This is a genomic window from uncultured Aquimarina sp. (genome assembly GCF_947500065.1).
GTDB lineage: Bacteria > Bacteroidota > Bacteroidia > Flavobacteriales > Flavobacteriaceae > Aquimarina.
Genome location: NZ_CANMQT010000001.1, coordinates 1,211,707 through 1,235,359, shown reverse-complemented (window position 1 = coordinate 1,235,359; position 23,653 = coordinate 1,211,707). Strand labels below are relative to the sequence as shown.

The 23,653-nt window shown below is 29.1% G+C and carries 21 protein-coding genes; all 21 read left to right on the top strand.

Annotated elements, in window-relative coordinates; translation table 11 throughout:
* Positions 1 to 2 precede the first annotated feature (2 nt).
* The 21 genes from Q0975_RS05515 (at position 3) to Q0975_RS05415 (ending at position 23,609) form a co-directional block, all read left to right on the top strand.
* Entirely contained in the window at positions 3 to 1,502 is a 1,500-nt protein-coding gene (locus tag Q0975_RS05515) for a GH3 auxin-responsive promoter family protein (RefSeq protein ID WP_299434167.1), read from the top strand.
* Positions 1,503 to 1,527: 25 nt separating this feature from the next.
* Positions 1,528 to 3,219 (top strand): hypothetical protein, encoded by a 1,692-nt coding sequence (locus Q0975_RS05510; RefSeq protein WP_299434166.1) that lies wholly within the window; start codon positions 1,528 to 1,530, stop codon positions 3,217 to 3,219.
* Positions 3,220 to 4,197, top strand: a complete 978-nt coding sequence (locus tag Q0975_RS05505; RefSeq protein ID WP_299434164.1) for a hypothetical protein — start codon at positions 3,220 to 3,222, stop codon at positions 4,195 to 4,197.
* Between the two features lie 13 nt (positions 4,198 to 4,210).
* Entirely contained in the window at positions 4,211 to 5,221 is a 1,011-nt protein-coding gene (rfbB, locus tag Q0975_RS05500; protein ID WP_299434162.1) for a dTDP-glucose 4,6-dehydratase, read from the top strand.
* A gap of 80 nt (positions 5,222 to 5,301) precedes the next feature.
* On the top strand, positions 5,302 to 6,159 hold the full coding sequence (gene rfbA, locus Q0975_RS05495) for a glucose-1-phosphate thymidylyltransferase RfbA (RefSeq protein WP_299434160.1): 858 nt from the start codon (positions 5,302 to 5,304) through the stop codon (positions 6,157 to 6,159).
* Between the two features lie 72 nt (positions 6,160 to 6,231).
* The gene (rfbC, locus tag Q0975_RS05490; protein WP_299434158.1) at positions 6,232 to 6,774 is read left to right on the top strand and encodes a dTDP-4-dehydrorhamnose 3,5-epimerase; all 543 of its coding nucleotides are present in this window, start codon (positions 6,232 to 6,234) and stop codon (positions 6,772 to 6,774) included.
* Between the two features lie 77 nt (positions 6,775 to 6,851).
* Positions 6,852 to 7,889, top strand: a complete 1,038-nt coding sequence (locus Q0975_RS05485; protein ID WP_299434156.1) for a hypothetical protein — start codon at positions 6,852 to 6,854, stop codon at positions 7,887 to 7,889.
* Positions 7,890 to 7,960: 71 nt separating this feature from the next.
* On the top strand, positions 7,961 to 8,827 hold the full coding sequence (gene rfbD / locus Q0975_RS05480; RefSeq protein WP_299434154.1) for a dTDP-4-dehydrorhamnose reductase: 867 nt from the start codon (positions 7,961 to 7,963) through the stop codon (positions 8,825 to 8,827).
* A 172-nt stretch (positions 8,828 to 8,999) separates the two neighbouring features.
* Complete coding sequence (locus tag Q0975_RS05475) at positions 9,000 to 10,280, top strand: oligosaccharide flippase family protein (protein WP_299434152.1); 1,281 nt, start codon at positions 9,000 to 9,002, stop codon at positions 10,278 to 10,280.
* Positions 10,273 to 10,788, top strand: a complete 516-nt coding sequence (locus tag Q0975_RS05470; protein WP_299434150.1) for an acyltransferase — start codon at positions 10,273 to 10,275, stop codon at positions 10,786 to 10,788. Before Q0975_RS05475 ends, Q0975_RS05470 begins: the two co-directional genes overlap by 8 nt.
* Before the next feature lie 59 nt (positions 10,789 to 10,847).
* Complete coding sequence (locus Q0975_RS05465) at positions 10,848 to 12,065, top strand: EpsG family protein (RefSeq protein ID WP_299434148.1); 1,218 nt, start codon at positions 10,848 to 10,850, stop codon at positions 12,063 to 12,065.
* 524 nt (positions 12,066 to 12,589) lie between these two features.
* Entirely contained in the window at positions 12,590 to 13,669 is a 1,080-nt protein-coding gene (locus Q0975_RS05460) for an acyltransferase (protein WP_299434146.1), read from the top strand.
* 237 nt (positions 13,670 to 13,906) lie between these two features.
* A complete protein-coding gene (locus tag Q0975_RS05455) occupies positions 13,907 to 14,968 on the top strand; it encodes a glycosyltransferase (protein WP_299434144.1) in 1,062 nt (353 codons plus the stop codon).
* 532 nt (positions 14,969 to 15,500) lie between these two features.
* Positions 15,501 to 16,385, top strand: coding sequence for an O-antigen ligase family protein (locus tag Q0975_RS05450; RefSeq protein WP_299434142.1), 885 nt, complete (start codon positions 15,501 to 15,503; stop codon positions 16,383 to 16,385).
* A 6-nt stretch (positions 16,386 to 16,391) separates the two neighbouring features.
* Positions 16,392 to 17,573, top strand: a complete 1,182-nt coding sequence (locus Q0975_RS05445) for a glycosyltransferase (RefSeq protein ID WP_299434140.1) — start codon at positions 16,392 to 16,394, stop codon at positions 17,571 to 17,573.
* Positions 17,566 to 18,579 carry a polysaccharide biosynthesis protein gene (locus tag Q0975_RS05440; RefSeq protein ID WP_299434138.1) on the top strand — a complete coding sequence of 338 codons (1,014 nt, stop codon included), beginning with the start codon at positions 17,566 to 17,568 and terminating at the stop codon, positions 18,577 to 18,579. Before Q0975_RS05445 ends, Q0975_RS05440 begins: the two co-directional genes overlap by 8 nt.
* The gene (locus Q0975_RS05435) at positions 18,566 to 19,027 is read left to right on the top strand and encodes a WxcM-like domain-containing protein (RefSeq protein WP_299434136.1); all 462 of its coding nucleotides are present in this window, start codon (positions 18,566 to 18,568) and stop codon (positions 19,025 to 19,027) included. Before Q0975_RS05440 ends, Q0975_RS05435 begins: the two co-directional genes overlap by 14 nt.
* Before the next feature lie 6 nt (positions 19,028 to 19,033).
* Complete coding sequence (wecB, locus tag Q0975_RS05430) at positions 19,034 to 20,170, top strand: UDP-N-acetylglucosamine 2-epimerase (non-hydrolyzing) (protein ID WP_299434244.1); 1,137 nt, start codon at positions 19,034 to 19,036, stop codon at positions 20,168 to 20,170.
* Positions 20,167 to 21,030 carry an SDR family oxidoreductase gene (locus Q0975_RS05425; protein ID WP_299434134.1) on the top strand — a complete coding sequence of 288 codons (864 nt, stop codon included), beginning with the start codon at positions 20,167 to 20,169 and terminating at the stop codon, positions 21,028 to 21,030. Before wecB ends, Q0975_RS05425 begins: the two co-directional genes overlap by 4 nt.
* A 3-nt stretch (positions 21,031 to 21,033) precedes the next feature.
* A complete protein-coding gene (locus tag Q0975_RS05420) occupies positions 21,034 to 22,248 on the top strand; it encodes a glycosyltransferase family 4 protein (RefSeq protein WP_299434132.1) in 1,215 nt (404 codons plus the stop codon).
* 167 nt (positions 22,249 to 22,415) lie between these two features.
* A complete protein-coding gene (locus tag Q0975_RS05415; protein WP_299434130.1) occupies positions 22,416 to 23,609 on the top strand; it encodes a glycosyltransferase family 4 protein in 1,194 nt (397 codons plus the stop codon).
* Positions 23,610 to 23,653: the final 44 nt, after the last annotated feature.

Below are 23,653 nucleotides of genomic sequence, written 5' to 3'. Positions count from 1 at the left end.
TAATGTCTATTAAATCATTAGGGGCAAAGATTTTTGCAAAACGTATCCGTAAAAAGATAAATAAATGGGCTAATAATCCCATAAAAACCCAAAAACGTGTTTTTAAGCAGTTATTGAATACTGCAGCTAATACTGCTTTTGGTAAAGACCATCATTTTAGAACTATAAAAACTCACGAAGATTTTGTAAAAGAAGTACCTATTCGGGATTATGAAGAACTACGTACTTATGTTGACCGTGTGGTAAAAGGAGAAAGTGATGTTTTGTGGCCAGGAAAACCAATTTATTTCGCTAAAACATCTGGTACAACAAGTGGAGTAAAATATATTCCATTAACCTCTGATTCTATGCCAACGCATATCAGGGCTGCACGAAATGCAATTCTATGTTATGTCGCAGAAAGTGGAAAAACAGCTTTTGTAGATGGTAAAATGATATTTCTTCAAGGAAGTCCAGAGTTAGTAGAGAAAAATGGAATCAATTTAGGAAGGCTTTCAGGAATTGTGGCGCATTACGTGCCTAAATATCTTCAAAAAAACAGGTTGCCAAGTTGGGAAACTAATTGCATAGATGATTGGGAAACAAAAGTAGATGCTATAGTTGATGAAACTGTAGATGAAAACATGACAATCATTAGTGGAATACCGCCTTGGGTTCAGATGTATTTTGAAAAACTTAAGAAGAGAACAGGAAAACCAATTGGAGAACTTTTTAAGAATTTCGAATTATTTATTTATGGGGGAGTAAACTACGAACCTTATAAAGCAACTTTCGAACAGTTAATAGGAAGAAAGGTTGCGAGTATTGAACTATATCCAGCCTCAGAAGGTTTTTTTGCTTTTCAGGATAAACAAGATGAAAAAGGAATGTTGCTACAGCTAGATTCCGGAATGTTTTATGAATTTGTAAAAGCAGATGAGTTTTTTGAAGAACAACCAAAACGATTAACGATCGGAGAAGTTGAGGTTGGAGTAAACTATGTAATGCTTATCTCTTCTAATGCGGGTTTATGGGCATATAATATAGGAGATACAGTAATGTTTACTAGTATTTCTCCATATAGATTGGTGGTGTCTGGTAGAATTAAACATTTTATTTCTGCTTTTGGAGAACATGTTATCGGTAAAGAAGTGGAGCAGGCTATGAAAGAAGCAGCAGAAGCAACAGGAGTCATGATCACAGAATTTACAGTGGCACCTCAGATTAATCCAGATAATTCGGAATTACCTTATCACGAGTGGTTTGTAGAATTTCAGAATAGTCCAGATAACCTAGAAGATTTTGCATTACAAATTGACAATTCCTTACGAAAACAAAACACGTATTATGACGATCTGATAGTTGGAAAAGTCTTAAGAACTCTGAAGGTTAGATCGGTTCAAAAAGACGGCTTTCATGCCTACATGAAATCTATTGGAAAACTAGGAGGACAAAACAAACTACCGCGACTTTCTAATGATAGAAAGATTGTAGATTCCTTAATAATTAGTATAGGCAAATAAGTTATATATTTGTTTGGAAAAATTTATGCCTAATTTGAAACAACAAGGAAGAACAAGAGCACAGGAAAGCTCAAGTGCAATAGAGCGCATGTACATCACAATGCGACACCTATTCAATAGAGGTTTTTATAAGCCAATGGGAGTTTCTGGTGATACTTTGAGAGAAGGACTACTTGCGCTACGTCCGGAAATTTATGGTTCGGTAGCTGAGGAAAAAGTAGAATTAGATGGTTTGTTATATGTAATTGATCGTTTGCCTATAGGAATTGAAGAATGTCGTTACATAAACCTTACTAGCGAAGAAGGATATAAAAATTCACATTTTAAAGCAATTGTTCCTCCAAAGAGAAGAAGAAATTGCTATCGAATTGATGAAGAGCAAATGAATATCGAAATTACCCGAGGAAGATCGGAAATTTATGATATTCTTACCCACTTAACCTTTTTATTTATTGAATCCCATAAGATTATGAATCGTGTGGTAATTAATGAAGAAGGAAATGTTACAAGAGATTGGGATAAATTAGAAAATGCAGTATCTTCTAAAAAAGAACTTACCAAAGCAGAAAGAGAAGTTGCGCTTACACATACCGCAAATATATTAGGCAGAACCTTTCAAGAGGTGACGTCTATTTACAGTAGTTTTTCTTGTCCTGAAAACAAAGAGAGGTTCCTTCATATAATATACTGGTTAGGCAAGTTAGCGATTGAGGAATACGTTAGTGGAAATAAGAGAATTGTAACTTTTAGTCCAGTACTAAGAGAACGTTTAGGGCATCATATTCATGGAGAAATATGGGCTAATGCTATCAAAAATAAGTTGGAACAACTCAATTTATTAGATAGACCAATACATGTTATAAGCGCCAATATGCATAGTGTAATGAATACATTATATGCACCAATTGCTTTAAAAACAGAATTAAAGAATAAAACTACTTTTGATATTTATGAACTTCTGAGTGAAGGTAAAAACGATAAGCTAAGAGCTAAAGTAGAAAAATTAGCTTTGCAAAAGGGAATGACTTATTTAGAGGATCAAAGTGGAACAAATATAAATGTTCAGATATTTGATACTGAAAAATATACAGGAGATACCTATGCTCCATTCATATCTGATACTAAAAAGGAAGATAAACCAGTTATTATAGTTATGGATTATGCCTTTGGAGAACAGGCGTATGAAACCATGGATGAGCTTTTAAAACCTTATGTAAAACCAGAAGAAAGAAAGTACCTTAATGTCAAGTCCGTTTCTTTAATGGGAAAAGCAGGTATTCTAGAAGGAGGTAAAGGTGATATTATGATACCTTCTGCACATGTATTTGAAGGAACAGCAGATAACTATCCTTTTGATAATGGACTAAAAAAGGAAGATTTAGAAGGGAACGGAATCGATATATATGAAGGCGCAATGATAACTGTACTAGGAACATCTTTACAAAATAGAGATATATTAAAGTTTTTTCACGATTCTACTTGGAATGTAATAGGATTAGAAATGGAAGGTGCTCATTATCAAAAAGCCATTCAGTCTGCATCAAAGTTACGAGGTAGCATAAGTTCTGAAGTAAAAGTAAACTATGCGTATTATGCCTCTGATAACCCATTAGAAACAGGAAGCACATTAGCATCCGGAGGATTGGGAACAACAGGAGTAAAACCAACATATTTGATTACAGAGAAAATCTTAGAACAAATTTTTAAAGAGTATTAAATGAGTACTGAAGAAGTAAATCTAAGTTATATAGTTAGAAATATAGTAAAAGCCTTCAAATCAGTTTTAAAGATATTTGTTTCTATTTTTTTATTCTATAAAAAGAAATGGATACTTTTTGTAGGGTTGTTAATAATTGGTGCAGTAGGAGGCTATTTCTTAGAATCTAAAGGGAATTATGGTAAAAGATATACTCAAGAAATTATTATAGAACCTAAGTATGATTCACAAGAGTATATATATGATCTTGTTGATAATCTAAATATAAAATTAAGAGATTCAATTTTTTTACAAAAAGCGAATATAGACTCTGCCAGTATTGCCTATTTTAAAAATGCCAAAATAGAACCTATTATAAGAGCCACAGATGTTTTAAAAAAATTACATTTGGAATATGGGGATAAAGAATATTTCCATCATATTATTGAGCAATATGATGCCCAGACTCTTGAAGATGAGCGATATAAGAATTTTTATAAATATCATAGATTGATATTTAATTTTAAAATGAAAAACGCTGAGAACACTAAGATTTCAGAGAATATACTAAGCTATATCCGTTCTAATGACTATTATGATAAAGCGCTGAGTTGGAGACTGAAAAAAACTAAAGAAGAGTTAGATTATAATAAAAGTACAGTAGCGTATATAGAGAAGTATTTAGAAAGACTTCTTAATAACCCTCTTGAAAAAGAGGATAAATTTATTGTTGTTGGTAAGGAAGAAGAAATACCTACAATAGCATCATTATTAGCAAGAAAACAAAGCTTACTAAATATAATTAGGAGACAAGAGGAAATATTAACATTAGACAATGAGCTTTTTAGTATTGTAGAAAAGGGAGATGTAATTTTTTATCAGGCTGGATTATTACAAAGAATGTTGGTTAGGGTTCCTATTTTATTAGTGTTTTTAGTTTCATTATTATTTATATTGAAGCAATTACCGAGTAAGCTAATCGAATATATTAATAGTTAAAAACAACGATTTAGTGTCAAGAAAAGTTTTAATAACGGGAGGAGCAGGATTTATAGGATCGAATTACGTTAACTATATATCAGCATTGGATAGTCAAGTGATTGTTAATTTCGATAAACTAACGTATGCCTCTGATCTAAAAAACATAGAAATAACCAATAGCGACAATTATTATTTTGTTCAAGGTGATATTTGTGATCTAGCTGCTCTTGAAGATGTTTTTTCGAAATATGAAATAGATACTGTAGTGCATTTTGCTGCAGAATCTCATGTAGATAACTCCATTAGTAATCCCGGAGCTTTTATCGATACTAATATAGTCGGTACGTTTAATCTACTCCAAACAGCTTATAAATATTGGATGAGCGCTCCTAATATTTTTAAAAAAGGATATGAAACTGCTCGATTTCTGCATGTGTCAACTGATGAGGTATATGGGACTTTGGGAGAGACAGGTTTATTTACGGAACAAACTTCCTATGCCCCTAATAGTCCATACAGTGCATCCAAAGCATCTTCAGACATGTTAGTCAGAAGTTATTTTCATACATACGGTTTTCCTGTTGTAACTACTAATTGCTCAAATAACTATGGTCCCAGACAACATAATGAAAAGCTAATACCTACTATTATAAGAAAAGCAGTTTCTGAAGAAAATATTCCAATCTATGGAGATGGTAAAAACATAAGGGATTGGTTATATGTTTTGGATCATTGTAAAGGAATTTATTTAGTTTTAAAAAACGGAAAATTAGGTGAAACCTATAATATAGGAGGTAAGAACGAAAGGGAGAATATATATATTGCCAAAACAATATGTAAAATTCTGGATAGGATCAGACCTTTAAAAGATCAAAAATCATATCTCGATTTAATTACATTTGTTTCAGATAGACCAGGCCATGATTTTAGATATGCGATTGACGCTTCCAAAATTGAAAATGAATTAGGTTGGAAAGCCGAAGAAAATTTTGAATCGGGAATTGAAAAAACAATAAGCTGGTATTTAGAAAAATTTCAGTAATATTTCAAAAATATATGTCAAATCGTCTACTAGCGTATAAACTTGAGCTTGCCGAAGACAAATAGACTAAAATATCTAGGATGAAAGGAATCATATTAGCAGGAGGATCAGGAACACGTTTGCACCCACTAACATTAGCAATAAGTAAACAACTTATGCCGGTGTATGATAAACCTATGATCTATTATCCGCTTTCTACGCTAATGTCTGCAGGAATTCGTGAAATCCTTATTATTTCTACTCCATTAGATTTGCCATTATTTGAAAAGTTATTAGGAGATGGTAAGAAATATGGATGTGTTTTTGAGTATGCTGTTCAGAAAGAGCCAAATGGATTGGCAGAAGCATTTGTTATAGGAGAAAAATTTATCGGCAACGATAAGGTGGCCTTGATTTTGGGGGACAATATTTTTTATGGATCTGGTTTAGAGCAACTCCTGGAGAGTAATAACGATCCAGAAGGAGGAATTATCTATGCATACCATGTACAAGATCCAGAAAGATATGGTGTTGTAGATTTTGATAGTACTGGAAAAGCAATATCAATTGAGGAAAAACCAAAACTTCCAAAATCTAATTATGCAGTTCCAGGGATTTATTTTTATAACAATGAAGTTGTTCGGATTGCGAAAAATATTAAACCAAGTGATAGAGGTGAATTGGAAATTACTGATGTAAACAATGAATATCTAAAACAAGGAAAATTAAAAGTAAGTATTTTGGATAAAGGTACTGCTTGGTTGGATACAGGAACGTTTAATTCATTAATGCAAGCTTCACAATTTGTACAGGTGATTGAAGAGCGTCAAGGATTGAAAATAGGTGCAATCGAGGAAATAGCTTACAAAAAGGGTTTTATTACCAAAAATCAACTAGAAGGATTGGCAAAACCATTGATTAAAAGTGGATATGGAAAATATTTATTGCAATTAGATTAATATTCATTTTTTGTCATTCCTGCGTAGGCTGGAATCCACCTTTCATAGAGATAAGGTATAACAAAATACACAATGCAAATAGAAAAAACGTTTATAGAAGGTTGTTTCGTATTGAAACCAAGAATATTCAAAGATGAAAGAGGTTCTTTCTTTGAGAGCTTTAATGCTAATACATTTAAAGAAATAACGGGATTACAGACAGATTTTGTTCAGGATAACCAATCAATTTCTTCAAAAGGAATATTAAGAGGATTACATTTTCAAAAAGGGGAGTATGCACAAGCAAAATTAGTTAGAGTAACGAAAGGGAGTGTATTGGATGTAGCAGTTGATTTGAGACAAGATTCTCCTACTTTAGGAAAACATTTTGCTATAGAATTAAATGATCAAAATAATTACCAATTATTTGTTCCTCGAGGTTTTGCACATGGTTTTGTTGTATTGAGTGACGAAGCTATTTTTAATTATAAATGTGATAATTATTATAATAAAGAAGCAGAATCTGGAATAATATATAACGACCCAGAGTTAAGCATTGATTGGAAAATCAAAACATCAGAAATCAAGGTATCGGAGAAAGACTCTGAACTGCGCTTTTATAAAGATTTAGCGTAATTTTTCCATATATTCTTAAAAAGAAATTAACTTTGCCGAAAATTAAGGTAAAATTACACTTTCAACATTAGTGAAATATGAGTAGTAAGGAAAATACTTCAGAAGAAATAGACCTAGGTCAATTATTTAAATTAATTGGTGACGGGTTTAATAGATTATTCACTTTTATAGTTAATATTTTTAAAGGAATTTTTCATTCCATTATTCTTTTTCTTCAATTTATAAGAAGACATTTTTTGAAATTTGCTATTGCTGGGTGCGTTGGATTAGTGACAGGATGGTATTGGGATTCAATTTCGGAGCCTATTTATGGATCTTCAATGATTGTAGAGCCTAATTTTAATAGTGTTCAACAATTATATAATAATATTGAATTTTATAACGAGCTAGCGATTAAGAGAGAAAGTAAGGCGTTAGCCCAGGCCTTATCGATTCCTGATAGTTTCGCTCTAACGATAAAGAAAATTAAAATAGAATCATTCTCAGATAAAACTCAGAAAATAAGACAGTTTAGTGAGTTTATTCAGGAGTTAGATACGGTTTCTAGAAAACTTGTGGATTACGAGGATTACTTGAATAATTTTAATGATATCAATGCTAAATTTCATAGAATTCAGATTGAAGCTACGAATCCTATAGCGGCTAAAAAATGCCAAAAGACAATTGTAAGATCTATAGAAAATAACGAATATTTTCTACTTCAAAAAAACGTAAATGATGTTAATATTGCATTAAGAGATTCATTAATTGAGAAGCAGTTAATAGAAATAGATTCCCTCCAAGATTTTTATAAAAAGATAAAGATTTTGGAAGCAAATAAATCTGTTAGTTCTACCAGTATAAATCTTGCTAAGGAAAGTTCTTCATCGGCCTCAGAAATTGATTTACTTGTTCAGTCAAAATTATTGAAAGAAGAAAAAGTAAGACTCAATAATTTGAAGGCCAACACAAAAAGTACAATTAACGTGATTTCTGATTTCCCTGAAAAAGGAGCTTTGATTAATGATTTAGTTACTCAAAAGAAAGTGCTACTTCCAATAGCGTTTATTGTACTAACATTTATCGCACTTATTTTATTATCTATAAATAAGTACTTAAAAGAGTACAACAAATAGAGAATTGATTAAAAACTCTTATAAGACTTAACTTAGAAGAGCCCTTTGAATTTAGTTTTTAAAGATCCTTTATGCCAAAAAATAAAATAAATATCCTTGTTACAGGTGGAGATGGCCAATTAGGAAAATCTATTAAATTATTAAAAAGTAATTATCCAGATTTAGATTTGTGCTTTACTAATTCTAAGGAGTTAAATATTACTAATAAAGAAAATATAGTTCTTTTTTTTAGAAATAATTCTTTTGATTATGTGATTAATTGTGCTGCATATACTAATGTTGAACAAGCAGAAAAAGAACCTAACAAAGCTTTTTTGGTAAATGCAGAAGGTGTTAAGAATTTGGCTGAAATTTGTAAAGAAACAAACAAAACTCTGATTCATATTTCTACTGATTATGTTTTCGATGGCAAAAAACAAACTCCATATAGCGAAGAAGATACTCCCAATCCAATTAATGAATATGGAAAATCTAAATTGCAAGGAGAGAAATATATTGAAGAAATTTTAAAGACATATTTTATTATTAGAACTTCGTGGCTATATTCTGAATATGGACATAATTTTTATAAAACAATTCTTAGTTTATCTAAAAAAGAGAATACTTTAAAAATAACAACTTCGGAAAAAGGAACCCCTACAAATGCTAATGATTTAGCTAAGTTTATTTTATATTTAATTAGTATTCAAAACAAGGATTATGGGGTTTATCATTTTAGTAATCAAGGAGAAGCTACTTGGTATGATTTTGCAAAGGAAATAATTAATAACATAGGTAAAGATGATACTATTAGACTAGAAAAAACAGATAATTACCATACTTTTGCGGAAAGACCAAAATACAGTGTATTGAATAAAATAAAATGTAATAATACATTTAATTTATATATTTTGAATTGGAAAGAATCACTAAAAAACCTTAGCACAAAAATTAAATAATAAAGAAAACTTATTAATGTTTTTTTGATTGTAATCTATGTTTTCGGCATTGTTAATTTTAGTTTACTTTCAGAATAATAATGTAACAGAAAGATTTTTTAATAATCACATTTGTAATTTATGATGAGTTATTATTCGTCTTCTGATTTTAAAAAGTGTAGATAAAAACGAAATGGTTAAAGCGACCGTCCTAAAAAGTTTATTTGTAAAAAATGTACTGAAAGTTTCAACGGGAACTTTTTTAGCACAGTTATTAATGCTTATAGGAATGCCAATCATAACTCGTTTATATGACAAGGAAATTATAGGTGTGTACGCTCTTTTTGTTTCTACTATTAGCATTACGACTTCATTTGTTACCTTGGCATATGACACGACGATTGTGTTGCCGAAAAAGGATGAAGATGCAAATGCAGTATTGAAAATTGCTCTTTTATTTTCATTTTCATTTTCATTTCTAATAGCACTTATTTTATATATCCCGTTTGATTTTTTTAAGGAGTATAAATCAATAGCTGTTTTTATTGCTATTGGGACTTTTTTTCAGGTGGTAGTGAACTCTCTGGGTTATTTTAAAATTAGATATAATTTATACTCACGATTGAGCACATCTAAAGTATTAAGGAATTTTGTGCTTCTTTTATTTCAGGTTGGTTTATACTATTTAAGTAGTCAAAAAGGGTTAATATTAGGGTTTATTATTGCATCTGTAGGCACGATATTTTATTTGATTTATAAAGATGGAAACATCCAATCTGGATTGTTTAAATGGCAAAATAAGGTAGCTTTATATAAAAATTTAATAACATATAAAGAGTATCCTAAATATTTCTGTTGGTCTAATTTAATTTTGGCATTATCTGCTGGACTGCCGGTAATAATTTTTAATGAATATTTTTCTTTAACAGATGTTGCTATATACTCAATAGCTTTTAGTCTGATTGTACAACCGGCAGGATTAATATCTTCTTCCATACGACCAGTATTATTATCGAAATTAGCACAAAGAAAAAAGAATAATCAACCTATTTTATCGATATATAACAAAGTTTTCTACATATTACTGCTTTCAGCAATTATTTTATCTGGTATAATATTTTTTGTTTTACCACCTATTGTAGTTTTAGTTTTTGGGGAAAACTGGACAGAAAGCGGAAATCTTACAAGATTCTTAATTCCTGTTTTTATTTGGTATTTTATTTCAATTCCGTCATCGGTATCATTAAAAATATATCCATTTCAAAAATATGCTTTTTACTATACTATTTTGTGTTTTTTAATTACTACGACCTCATTGTTTCTCAGTATTATGTTAGAAGGTAGTTTTAATATGGTAGTTTTAGTTTTTTCTTTAACATCGTTATTTTTAAGTTTCTTAAATTACTTGATAGTAAAGAGGAAGATCATTAAATATGAAAAATTAGTTTTTAATATATCCGAGAACAATGATTAAAAGGTTTTTAAACAGTTTCTATTATAGAGTTTTGTCGCCAAATAAATATGCTAAAAGAGTAGGAGTTAAGTATGGGGAGAATTGTGTATTTCGCACAAAATATTTTGGATCAGAACCTTATTTAATTGAGGTGGGTGATAGAGTTGCTACTTCTTCCAATGTACATTTTGTAACTCATGACGGTAGTTTGTCGGTTATAAGAGGCTTATTTAAGGAATATAGAAATATAGATCTTTTTGATAAGATAATAATTGGTAATAATGTTTTTATTGGGATTAATAGCACAATATTACCCGGAACTAAAATTGGGGACAATGTAATTGTCGGTGCAGGAAGCATTGTAAAAGGAGAATTGAAAGCAAATAGTATTTACGCCGGATGCCCGGCTAAATTTATTTTGTCAATTGAAGATTATTTAAAAAAGAATGAAGCTAAATTTGATTTTACTCATGATATGAGTCCAATGGATAAAAAGCTTTTTTTGTCGAAAAAATTTAATATTCAATAATTATTAAAATATTCTAAAAAGATACTGCTTATTGTGGTGTTTGAAATGTAGTATGAAAGATGGGTGAGGTAAAAAACTTAAAAATTAAGGTAAAAAATACAAGTCTTTTAAATGGTCTTTTGTTTATTATAAGCCCTTTACTTGCATTGCCTTCTATTTTCATTAGTGTTTATAATAGGAATAAGTTTTGCTTGGTTTTATTAATGATTTTTGCCTCGTTAATTACATACCAATTGATTCCTTCTGAAACCAAAGATTTATATCAGTTTTATCGTTTTTATAAAAAAATAAAGAATATTGGTTTTGAAGATTTTTTATTCACATTAAGCGCTCAAAAAAGACTAGATTTCGTAGTTTATTTTGGTATTTACTTTTTCGCTAAATTAGGATTATCAGGTCAGTTGTTTTTCGCTATTTGTACTTTTATAACGCTATATTTAATTTATGCTGTATATGAAAAACTTGTTAGAGATATAGAAATATCAAATAGAGATTACTTTTTGGGAATTGTAAGTATTTTTATTTCTATTGAATTAATGGGGTTATACTCAGGTATACGGAATATATTAGCTGTTTCTATAGCTATCTATGGTTTTTATACAGGACTTTTTGAAGATAAAAAAATTAAGGGCTTTTTATTTATAGCCCTTGGAACATTTACTCATTTTGGAATATTACTTTTTGTTCCAGTATATATATTTGGAATTTTTTGGAAATTAAGAACTAAAATAGTTTTTATTATATATCTGATTTCGTTCTTTTTTCTTTTGTTTACTAAACAATACTTACATGATATTGCTCTAAGTTTACCTCTTCCAGAATCTTTTGATGCTAAAATAAAGGGATATTTGCAAGGACTGGATTTCATTGAGAAAGGAATTAAAGGATCTGTAAGCGCTTATTTATCATATAAAATTCGAATTTCTTGGATATATTTTGCACATATATATATGTTTTTAACGTTTAATAGAAAATCAAGCTATAGAAACATAGTGATTTTATTGATGAGTATGTTAAATATTTTTAGTGTGACTCCTGATATTCAACTCAGATTAACATATTTAGTTGAACTAATGTTTATATTTCTTTTGTTTTATGAATATAAGTGCAGTAATAATAAGTTTTTTTTAAAGCTATTTTTTATTTTTTTGATACCAAGTTTTTTTGTCAATCTAATTGTGCTTAGGGACTATTTTATTGAAAGCTTGTTTAATAAGAACTTTTTGACGTTGATAGGGATTTTATTAAAAAAAGTAGAATTAATTTTCGCTTGGTGATATCTAACATTTTTAAGGAAGGATATAATTGTAGTTTAGTTTTTTTATATAGAGGAATGAAGGGATTAATTAACCAATAATTTGTTTAGATAATATATTTATAGCTTACAATACTTTATAATTAAACACGATGTATTGCTTTTGTAATTCTAGATTTTTTCAAAAGACAAGAAGTCCTGTACAAAGTTTCTATAAAGAGTTTATGCTTAACTATCACAACAAAGATTATAATATCAATATTGTTTTTTGGTTGCTTAAATAATAATTGAACTTGACCATCATTTTAAAAGCTGTTTTTACAATGGGCTATCCGTTAAAATTTTTACTTTTGCCGATATTCTATATTTTGTAATAAAATCAGGATATAAATTAAACCGAAAAGTAAGGGGCGCTTTAAAACATCTTTATTGAATATTATAATTTCAAATAGATGTTAATGGTTTTGCAATATTTTTTATCTGGACATAGAGTCAGGTTATGATGGATAAGTTGCAAAATTTAAATTTTAAATTTGTTGAAAAAGCATGGAGAAATCAGGGCGAATTTACCAGATAGATTTATTTAGGTTTATAGCTGCATTAAGTGTTGTATTGTATCATTATATGTTTAGAGGATATGCTGCAGACGATCTTTCGGTAATTAATTATGGTGAGATTGGAGATCATTTTAAATATGGATACCTTGGAGTAGATTTGTTTTTTATTATCAGCGGTTTTGTAATTACGCTTTCAATAAAAAATAGCTCATTAATTAAATTTATTATTTCAAGAATAACTAGACTTTACCCTGTGTATTGGATAGGTGTGCTATTAAGTTTTATAGTAATGATTTCGGTAGGAGGGTCGAGATATAATGTAGATTTAAAACAAGCACTGATAAATTTGACAATGTTTCAAAATTACCTTGGTGTAGAAAGTGTTGATAATGTTTATTGGTCTTTGTTCGTCGAAATGAAATTCTATTTCTTAATTGGTTTGTTTCTTATACTAAATAAGTTTAAAAAGATAAACCTTGATTATTTGATAGTTTCTTGGCTGCTTTTTTCAATTGTATATGGATTGTTTAGTGATCTGGCTTTTATAAAATTAATGAATTCTATATTCATTCTTTACTGGAGTTCTTATTTCATCGCAGGAATGACTTTTTATCGTATTTTTCAAACCGGTTTTAAAATAAAATATGCAGTTATTCTAATAACCTGCTTATTTATATCTTCATTTCACGCTATAGGGAGAATTGAGGGCTTAAAAACTCATTATAATACGTCATATTCAGAATATACAATAGTTTGTATAATAAGCTTATTTTATTTACTGATGTTTTTAGTTTCTATTGGTAAACTTAAAACTATTAACTCTTCAAAATTAATTAAAATAGGAATGCTTACTTATCCGTTATATTTAATACATCAGAATATAGGCTACATCATTTTTAATAATTTAAATGAATATATGAACAAATATATCATTCTGATTGCAACAGTTATTCTCATGATAATCCTATCCTATATTATAAGCAATAAAATAGAGGTTAAAATTAATCGTGTATTAAAAAACAAGTTATTGAATTTAATAGGGGAAAAAAGGGAAAAAGCTTTGTTTTAAACCTCTAACATTGTGTTGTTGATATTTTATAAATAAGCGCACCTTGCTAATAGTAAGAAGATTAAAGAGGGAAATGACGAATTAGAGGTTTATTATTGTTGAAAATGTTTTCTTTTTTTGAGATTTAGTTATCATAAATAAAATAATTTATAGAGATTATTTAATTGAAAATTTACTTAACTAACATTTATTAACCTGAATTAATATTAAGTTAAAAAGAATAAAGTAATAGTAAATATGAGGATTACACTGGTAATACCAACTTTTAAACAAGGAGGAATGGAAAGAGTAATGAGCGAGTTGGCGGATTACTGGTCCAATAATAGTATGCATATTGACCTAGTTTTTTTGGTTAAACATAAACCTTTTTATGAAGTTAATGAGAATTTGAATTCAGTTTCAACACCAAATTTTACTTATAAAAAGAACTTGATTTCTAAATTTTTATATAAAATAAAACTATTGTTTTATCTAAGAAATAAATATAAAAACTTAAAAACGGATGTTGTTTTAAGTTTTGGAGAAGGTTATAATTCTTTTGTTTTATTGAGCGGACTTGGGACAAGAGTTAACGTTTTTGTTTCTAACAGAAGTAACCCATTTAAAGAATTATCTCTGTCACTAAGGATTTTTCAAAAAATGTTATATCCTACTGCAAAGGGAATTTTTGTTCAAACTTCATTAGCAAAAGAGATTATGTTAAAGAAGATACAGCATAAAAATATAATTTTAATGCCAAACCCTGTGAAAATTATACACAGAGTTGATGCTGTAAAAAGAAATATTGTTTTAAATGTAGGGCGTTTGGTGCCGGAGAAAGATCAACTTACATTAATTAGAATTTTTGATGAAATTAATCGTAAGGATTGGGAGTTGCATATCATAGGAGATGGACCACTTCGAAGTCAATTGGAAAATGAAATAAGAACTAGGAAGTTAGAAGAGAATGTAAAATTATTGGGAATTAAAAGAGACTTAAGTGTATATATGTCAAAATCTAAAGTATTTGCCTTTACTTCGATTTCTGAAGGATATCCCAATGCACTTTGTGAAGCAATGGCTTTTCCATTAGCCTGTATCAGTTTTGATTGTGATGCAGGACCAAGAGATATTATAGAGGACGGAGAAAATGGGTTTCTGATTGATAAGAATAATGATGAATTATATAAGAAAAGACTATTGGAATTAATGGATTCTGATGAATTACAAAATAATTTTATGAGTAAATCAATTAACATAAGAAATGATCAAACTATCGAAAGGATTTCAGAAGAAATACTTTCTGCACTAAAGTCATGATTTTTTAGAGAGTATGTTTTTAGAATAAATGTTCAAAAGTTGAAACCAAAAAAAAATTATTAGAATTGGTTAGACCGGATAGTAAAAAAAACGTAATAATATTTTTAGAGATTTAGTAATGAATGTTTTTTTAAACAAAATAAAAAAAGCAAAACCGCTCTTTTTTCTTCAAGTGGTGTTTTTTTTAATTCCTTTTGGTGGCAGTTTAATTCCTCCTGTTATTATTTTATTAGTAATTAGTATTTTGATTTTTTCAAAAAAGGAGGGTTGGTTTGATAATTTTCTTAAAGGCAAAAGTTACTACCTTCCTTTAATAGGATTGTTTTTTATATATATGATAGGGATCACCTGGTCAGATAATGTTCCGAATGCTTTTAAAAAAATCGAGCATGTTTTGTCATTTCTTATCTTTCCCATCTTTATACCATTCTTAAACTTAACTCCTAAAAGTATAATACAGTTATTTAAAATATTTGTTTATGGTTGTATGCTAATTTTGATAATCTCTTTTTTAGATTTCATATATGTTAGTTTGAGTACTGATGAATACATCATTTTAGGGGAAATAGCTGCAGGAAATCGACCTGGTTCTGTATATGAATATTTAAGTCAGCAATTCTTAATAGTACCTGTTCATCGTACATATTTCTCCATATATTTGATTATTTGTGTTGCATTTATTTTATATTATTTTAATGAATATTGTACTTTTTATAGAAAGAAAATAAAGTTGTTAGGTGTTTTTAGTTTAGTACTCATAACGGCAGCCATGATTTGTATACAATCAAAAGCTGGTTTAGGTTTGTTAATATTATTGGTTGCATCATTTTTTATAATAAAAGTAAAAAAGACATTTTGGTCCGTTGTGTTACTGATCGTATTTTTTTTAGGAAGTTTGGTTTTATTTAAATCAATTTTGAATTATCGTTTTAAACCAATGATAGAAGAAATTAAATATATTTTATCTCCTGGAAATGATAATGAGAAAGACTATGCAAAATTTTTACGTCCAGGTAGTACAGAAATAAGGTATATGGTATATAAGTCATCTTTTCAGTTAATTGAAAAAGCTCCTTTTCTGGGGTATGGTACAGGAGATGTAAAAGATGTTCTTAGAACACAAAATGAGAAAAATAATTTTGTTAGTATTGCACATCTAAATTATGGACCTCATAGTCAATTTTTATATATTTTAATTGCATTTGGCTTTTTAGGACTTTTAGTTTTTATAAGTATTTTCTTTTTCCCTATTTTGGAGAGTTTTAGAATGAAAGATTATTTTGCTTTATCTATTTTAATTGTCATATTTTTAAGTGGTTTAACGGAATCAGTTTTAATTAGACAAGAAGGGATTATACCTATATCATTATTTATTACCATTTTAGGTCGATTAAAAACAAATTTTAGAACGTTATAAAATATAATGAAACTGAAAACAGAGCAACCGATCAAGATAGGAATAGATGCTAGTAATATAGGAGGTGGCGGTGGAATTACACATTTAAAAGAAATTCTAGAAGCCTATGATACTGATTTTTTTGAAAAAGAAATTTCTGAAATAATTGTTTTTGGTTCTTCTAGAACACTAAACCAATTACCCGCACTAAATATTTTAACAAAAATAACTTTTGATGAACTGAACGGAGGGATTTTTAAGCGGATACTTTTTCAAATTAAAGGCTATGATAGGTGTATAAGAAAGTCAAACATAGATATACTTCTTTCATTGACTGGAGATTATATAGGAGGTTTTAAGCCTTTAGTAAGCATGTCTAGAAACATGCTTCTTTATGACAGAAAAATATGGAAGGAAATCAAATCAATAAAGGAAGTTTCAAGATTTTGGCTTAATTATAAAAAACAGAAAATTTGTTTCAGTAACTCTAAAGGAATATTATTTATTTCTAAATATGCTGATTCTGTTATACGAGCTAAGTTGAATTTAGAAAATAAAGAAATTTCAACAATTCATCATGGAATATCAAAAATGTTTGAAGTGAGTCCTAAGTTACAGAACGAAATTTCTGACTATTCGTTTTCGAACCCATATAAATTGTTATATGTTTCTACTGTTCATGTGTATAAACATCAGTGGAATTTAGTAAAAGCGATTGGTATTTTGAGATCAAAAGGATATCCAGTGGTACTAGACTTAGTTGGAGGAGTTATATTTAAACCGGCAGGAGAATTATTGAATAGAACTATTGATGAGGTTGATAAAGATAGAAAGTTTATAAATTATGTAGGGTCAATAGAATATAATCGAATTCAAGAATTTTATCAAAAAACGGATGGAATTGTATTTGCCTCTACCTGCGAGAATATGCCTAATATTTTGTTAGAATCTATGGCATCTGGGTCACCGATTGCTTGTAGTGATAAAGAACCAATGCCAGAATTTCTTAAAGAAAATGGATTTTACTTCAATTCATATGAAGTAGAGTCTATTGTTGCATCTATTGAAAAGATGTTATTAGATCAAAAAATGAGGACACTTACAATAGAAAAAAACCTTTTAGAGATAAAAAAATACTCTTGGGAAAAAACGAGCAAACTTACATTTGGTAGCTTAATTAAAAACTATAAATCAATGAAGAATGTTTAAAGGAAAAAAACTTTTGATAACCGGAGGGACAGGATCTTTCGGAAATGCTGTTTTAAAAGGACTTATAAATTCGGATATAGAAGAAATTCGAATTTTCTCCAGAGATGAGAAAAAACAGCACGATATGAGAACCAAATATCAGCATGATAAAATTAAGTTTTATATTGGTAATGTTAGGGATTTTGATAGCGTAAGCACAGCAATGAATGGGATAGATTTTGTATTTCATGCTGCGGCATTAAAACAAGTTCCATCATGTGAGTTTTTTCCTTTAGAAGCTACTAAAACTAACGTTATCGGCACCTCTAATGTGATAAAGGCGGCTAGGATTCATAATGTGGAAAGAGTAATTTGTTTAAGTACTGATAAGGCTGCTTATCCAATTAATGCTATGGGAATATCCAAGGCTTTGATGGAAAAAGTTGCGATAGCAGAATCAAGAAATGTTGCTCCAGGAGGCCCTATTATATGTGTCACTAGATATGGTAATGTGATGGCTTCGAGAGGATCTGTGATTCCATTATTCTTCAATCAAATAAAGCAAGGAGAACAATTAACAATAACAGATCCTAAGATGACGCGTTTTATGATGTCTTTGGACGAAGCCGTCGACTTGGTTTTGTATGCTTTTAAGCATGGAAAGCAAGGTGATTTATTTGTTCAGAAATCTCCTGCAAGTACGATTGAAGATTTGGCAAAGGCAATTCAAGAAATTTGTAATGTAGATGAACCAATTAAAATAATTGGTACAAGACATGGAGAAAAGCTATATGAAACACTCTTGACTAAAGAAGAATTTAGTAAGGCTGATAATCTTAAAGGTTACTTTAGGGTGCCAGCAGATAATAGAGACTTGAATTATGGAAAGTATTTTGAAGATGGTGATATGGCATTATCAATCCGAGAAGAATATCATTCTCATAATACAGATCAATTAAGCGTGGAAGAAGTAAAAGAAAAGGTTTTAAGTCTTTCATATTTAAATGAATTGGATGAATACAAATAAAAGTAATATCCCTAGTCTTATAGAAGGCGGTAAACATTCTGATGAAAGAGGTGATATATCCTATGTTAATGATTTTTCTTTAGAAAATATAAAGAGATTTTACAGTATTTCGCATCCTAGTACAAAAACAATCAGAGCTTGGCAAGGGCACAAGAAAGAACCTAAATATTTTTATGCTGTTTCAGGAAGCTTTTGGATTGCTTGCGTTAAAATAGACAATTGGTCTAAGCCGTCGGAGAATTTGAAAGTAGATTTGTTTAAATTAAATAGTGAGAAAACATCTATATTATATATTCCTCCTGGGTATGCTAATGGTATAAAAGCAATAAAGGAAGAATCCAAACTTATATCGTTCTGTGAGGATTCTTTAGAAGACTCCTCAAATGACAATTATAGATATGATTATAAGATGTGGTTAGATTGGAATAACCTAGAATCAGCTTATTAAAATAGAATAGATATGATTAAAATTATGACATTAGTGGGCACACGTCCAGAAATTATAAAATTGAGTCAAGTAATAAAAGAATTGGATAAACATTCAAATCATATTTTAGTACATTCTGGTCAAAATTATGATTATGAACTAAATGAAGTGTTTTTTAATGATTTAGGACTTAGGAAACCAGATTATTTTTTAGAAGCTTCTGGGGAAGATGCAATATCTACAATCTCTAATATAATTGCAAAATCGGATGAAGTTTTTCTAAAAGAAAAACCAGATGCTCTTTTACTATATGGAGATACTAATAGCTGTTTATCCGTAATTTCGGCAAAAAAACGACAGATACCGATATTTCATATGGAGGCTGGAAATCGATGTTTTGATCAAAGGGTTCCAGAAGAAATAAACCGTAAAATAGTGGATCATTTAAGTGATATTAATATGCCACTATCGGAGCACGCTAGAAAGTATTTAGAAAACGAAGGAATTAATCCGGAGACGATTATTAAAACAGGGTCTCCAATGTTAGAAGTTCTTTCCAGTAACATGAAACAGATAGACGCTTCAAAGGTTTTAGAGGAAGAAGGTTTAAAAGAGGAAGATTACTTTATTGTAAGTATCCATAGAGAAGAAAATGTGGATTATCAAGAGAATTTTAACAACTTATTAGAGACACTTGATACAATTTCAAAATATTTTAATAAAAGGATTTTAATCTCTACACATCCCAGAACAAGAAAAAAACTAGAAAGAATAGGGTATAATAACGATAACCAATTGCTTACTTTTTCTAAACCATATGGGTTTCATGATTATATAAAACTACAAAAACATGCTTTTTGTGTAATTTCTGATAGTGGAACAATTACAGAAGAAGCATCCATATTAAACCTACCAGCAATTACAATTCGTCAGGCTCATGAAAGACCTGAAGGAATGGATGAGGGTACTTTAATTATGTCTGGCCTTAAAAAAGAAAGAGTACTGGAAAGTATTAATGTAGTAAGAGAACAACATAATAGGAATAAAAGAAATATCAATATTGTTCAAGATTATAATACTGATAACGTTTCCAAAAAGGTATTAAGAATAATTTTATCATATACAGATTATATAAATAGAACAGTTTGGAGAAAACAAATATGAAAAAGAAAATATTAATTATTGGTTCTACAGGTATGCTTGGGCATCAGGTATATAAGCATTTTAAAAAAAACGAAGAAAAATTTGAAATTATAGATATTACATATAGAACAAAAGTTTCGCCTAAGTCTATTGTTTTAGATGTTACTAATAGTGATGAGCTAAGTAAATGTTTAAAGGAAAATAAACCTGATTATGTTATTAATTGTGTTGGAATATTGATTAGTGGTTCCAATAATAATATTGCAAACGCAATATATATTAATGCATATTTACCACATTTTCTTGCTAAAAAATGTTCTGAGATTAATGCAAAGTTAATTCACATTTCTACTGATTGTGTTTTCTCTGGACAAAAAGGGAAGTATACAGAAGGGGATGAGAAAGATGGAAAAGACACATATGCTAAAACAAAAGGACTGGGAGAAGTAACTTATGAAAATCATGTAACTTTAAGAACGTCTATTATTGGACCTGAATTAAAAAAGAATGGAGAAGGATTGCTTCATTGGTTTTTAAACCAGAATGGAGCGATTCAAGGATATACAAAAGCCATTTGGTCAGGTGTAACTACATATGAACTGGCTCGTTTTATTGAGGTTGCGATTAATTTTGATTTAAATGGTTTATATCACGTTACTAACAATGAATCTATTAACAAGTATGATTTGTTGAAATTATTCTCAAAAAACTTGAATAAAGAAATACATATTGAAGCTGTCGAAGGAAAATCAGTTGATAAATCGCTAATTGATACACAAAAAGCAGTAAATTATAAGATACCAGTATATGAAGAAATGATCAAGGAAATGTTTTTGGACATTAAAGAAAATGCTGTAGACTATAAACACTATAATGTTTAGTATATGAAAATTTTGTTAATAGTTGATGACTATGTACCATATTCTATAAAGATTGCTGCTAAAATGATGCATGAACTGGCATTGCAATTTATAACTGAAGGTAATGAGGTAACTGTTATTACTCCAGGTAGTTCGGAACAAAATAATATGCAATTAAATTCTATAGAGAATCTTACTGTTCTTAGGTTTAATTCTGGAAAAATTAAGAACACATCAAAAATAAAAAGAGCTTTGAATGAAAGTTTTTTATCATTAAGAGCTTATTTTGCTTTATACTCAAAATTAAAAGGAGATAAGCACGATCTTATAATATATTATTCTCCAACGATATTTTTTGGGCCTTTAGTAACAATACTAAAAAAAAAATGGAAATGTACTTCTTATTTAATTTTAAGAGACTTTTTTCCACAATGGGCGATTGATCAAAAAATCCTTAAGGAAAACTCTTTAATTACAAAGTATTTTAGGTTTTTTGAAAAAATGAATTATAACGCAGCAGATTTTATTGCGTTACAATCACCAAAAAATTTAGCTTTATTTTCTGAAAATGTCAAATCAAATAGAGAGCTCAGTGTACTGTATAATTGGACGAATGATTTTAAAGATGATGCTCAATTAATAAAAAAAGATTATTATCGAGTAAAGTTAAAATTGGAAAATAAAGTTGTCTTTTTCTATGGAGGTAATATGGGAAAAGCACAAGACATGATGAATTTAGTTAGGTTAGCAAAAAACATGTCAGTGTATGATAAAGCACATTTTGTATTTGTTGGTAAGGGGGATGAAGTAGAGTTGGTGAAGGAAGCAATAATAAAATACAATCTTAAAAATATTGATTATCTTAATGCTGTTGATCAAGAAACATATCAATTGATGCTTTCGGAATTTGATATAGGATTATTTAGTTTGCATAAACTACATTCAAGCCATAATTTTCCAGGAAAACTTTTAGGTTATATGGCTCATAAAATCCCTGTTTTAGGAAGCATTAATCCTGGTAATGATCTTAAAAGTATTGTTGAAAAAGCTAATGCAGGATTAATATCGATCAATGGAGAAGATGATCAATTGATGAAGAATGCAATTAAGATGTTGAATGATGTTGATTTTAGATCTGAAATGGGAGAAAATGCGAGAGAATTATTAAAAAATGATTTTTCCGTTGAGAATACAACTAAAAAAATATTACAGGATATACAAGACAATATAAAAAAATAGAATTGTATCATTATTATAGAAGGATACAATTAAAAATTTAGAAAGAGATTATAGAAGGGTTTAGTACATAATATCTAGGAAAAAATATCCTATATCTTATATTACTACTATACTTTATGGCATTAGGTTGTTTAAAATAACTACTACAACACTTTTATTTGTTACTTTTGAAAAAACTAGTAAATCTAGAAGCTTTGCCAACATATTATCCACTACTATTTTTTATTGGAGCTTATGCTCTTACGTATTTTACAATTCCGAAAATTATTGGTTTAGTAGAGTATAAAAAACTTATGGATGAACCTAATAAAAGGAGTTCACATAAAACAATAACGCCTACATTAGGAGGTGTGTCTTTTTTTTATACACTTGTTTTTGCACTTTTTTTTCTACGTAATTGGGATAATTATCATGAAGCAATACATTTCATTCCTGGACTTACAATCCTTTTCATTGTAGGATTAAAAGATGACTTAGTTGTGCTTTCACCATTGACTAAATTGGCAGCTCAGTTGTTGGCAATACTATTTATTTTATCGAATGATAGTTTTACAATCCATTCATTAAATGGATTTTTAGGAATAAAAGAAATCCCTGTATATATCTATTATGTGGTTGGAGGGTTTATGATGTTGACAATTATTAATGCCTATAATCTGATAGATGGTATAGATGGATTAGCAGCAATTGTTGGGATAATAATATTAATAATTTATACTACGATTTTTTATTTAACTAAAGAGTATTTTTATGTATTGTTATGTTTAGCAATGAATGGAAGTTTAATAGCTTTTTTAAGCTTTAACTTATCCTCTAGTAAAAAAATCTTTATGGGAGATACAGGATCTTTAATTGTTGGTTTTATCATAAGTGTTTTAACCCTTAAGTTTTTGGCATTATCTCCAGAATCGTATGATAGTCTTCCGTTTTTATTAGAAAATGTTCCATTGATTGCGATTAGTATCCTAATTGTACCATTGTTTGATACTGCAAGAGTATTTACGATACGATTAGCCAATAAAAGAAGCCCTTTTTCTCCTGATAGAAATCATACGCATCATATATTAATTGATTACTTTAATATTTCTCATAGACAGGCAAGTTTTATTATAGGAGGATTTAATCTAATATTCGTAGTCCTTTTTGTAATGTTAGGAAGTACTTCATATAATTTTTATTTAGTTGTAATTCTTATAATTTCTGTAATAATATTAGGATATCTTTTTTATCGTTTTGACTATAGTTTTTCTAATATCAAAAGAAAAATTCTTTTCAGAAAAAAAATGGATAAATTAAAGAAAGACGTGAAAAAAGGAAGAGGAAAATTAATTCAGAAAAACAAAACTAAAAAGGATACTTAGTTTTTTTGAAGGCTTTTAATTGTCTCATATACTTTAAATGGGAT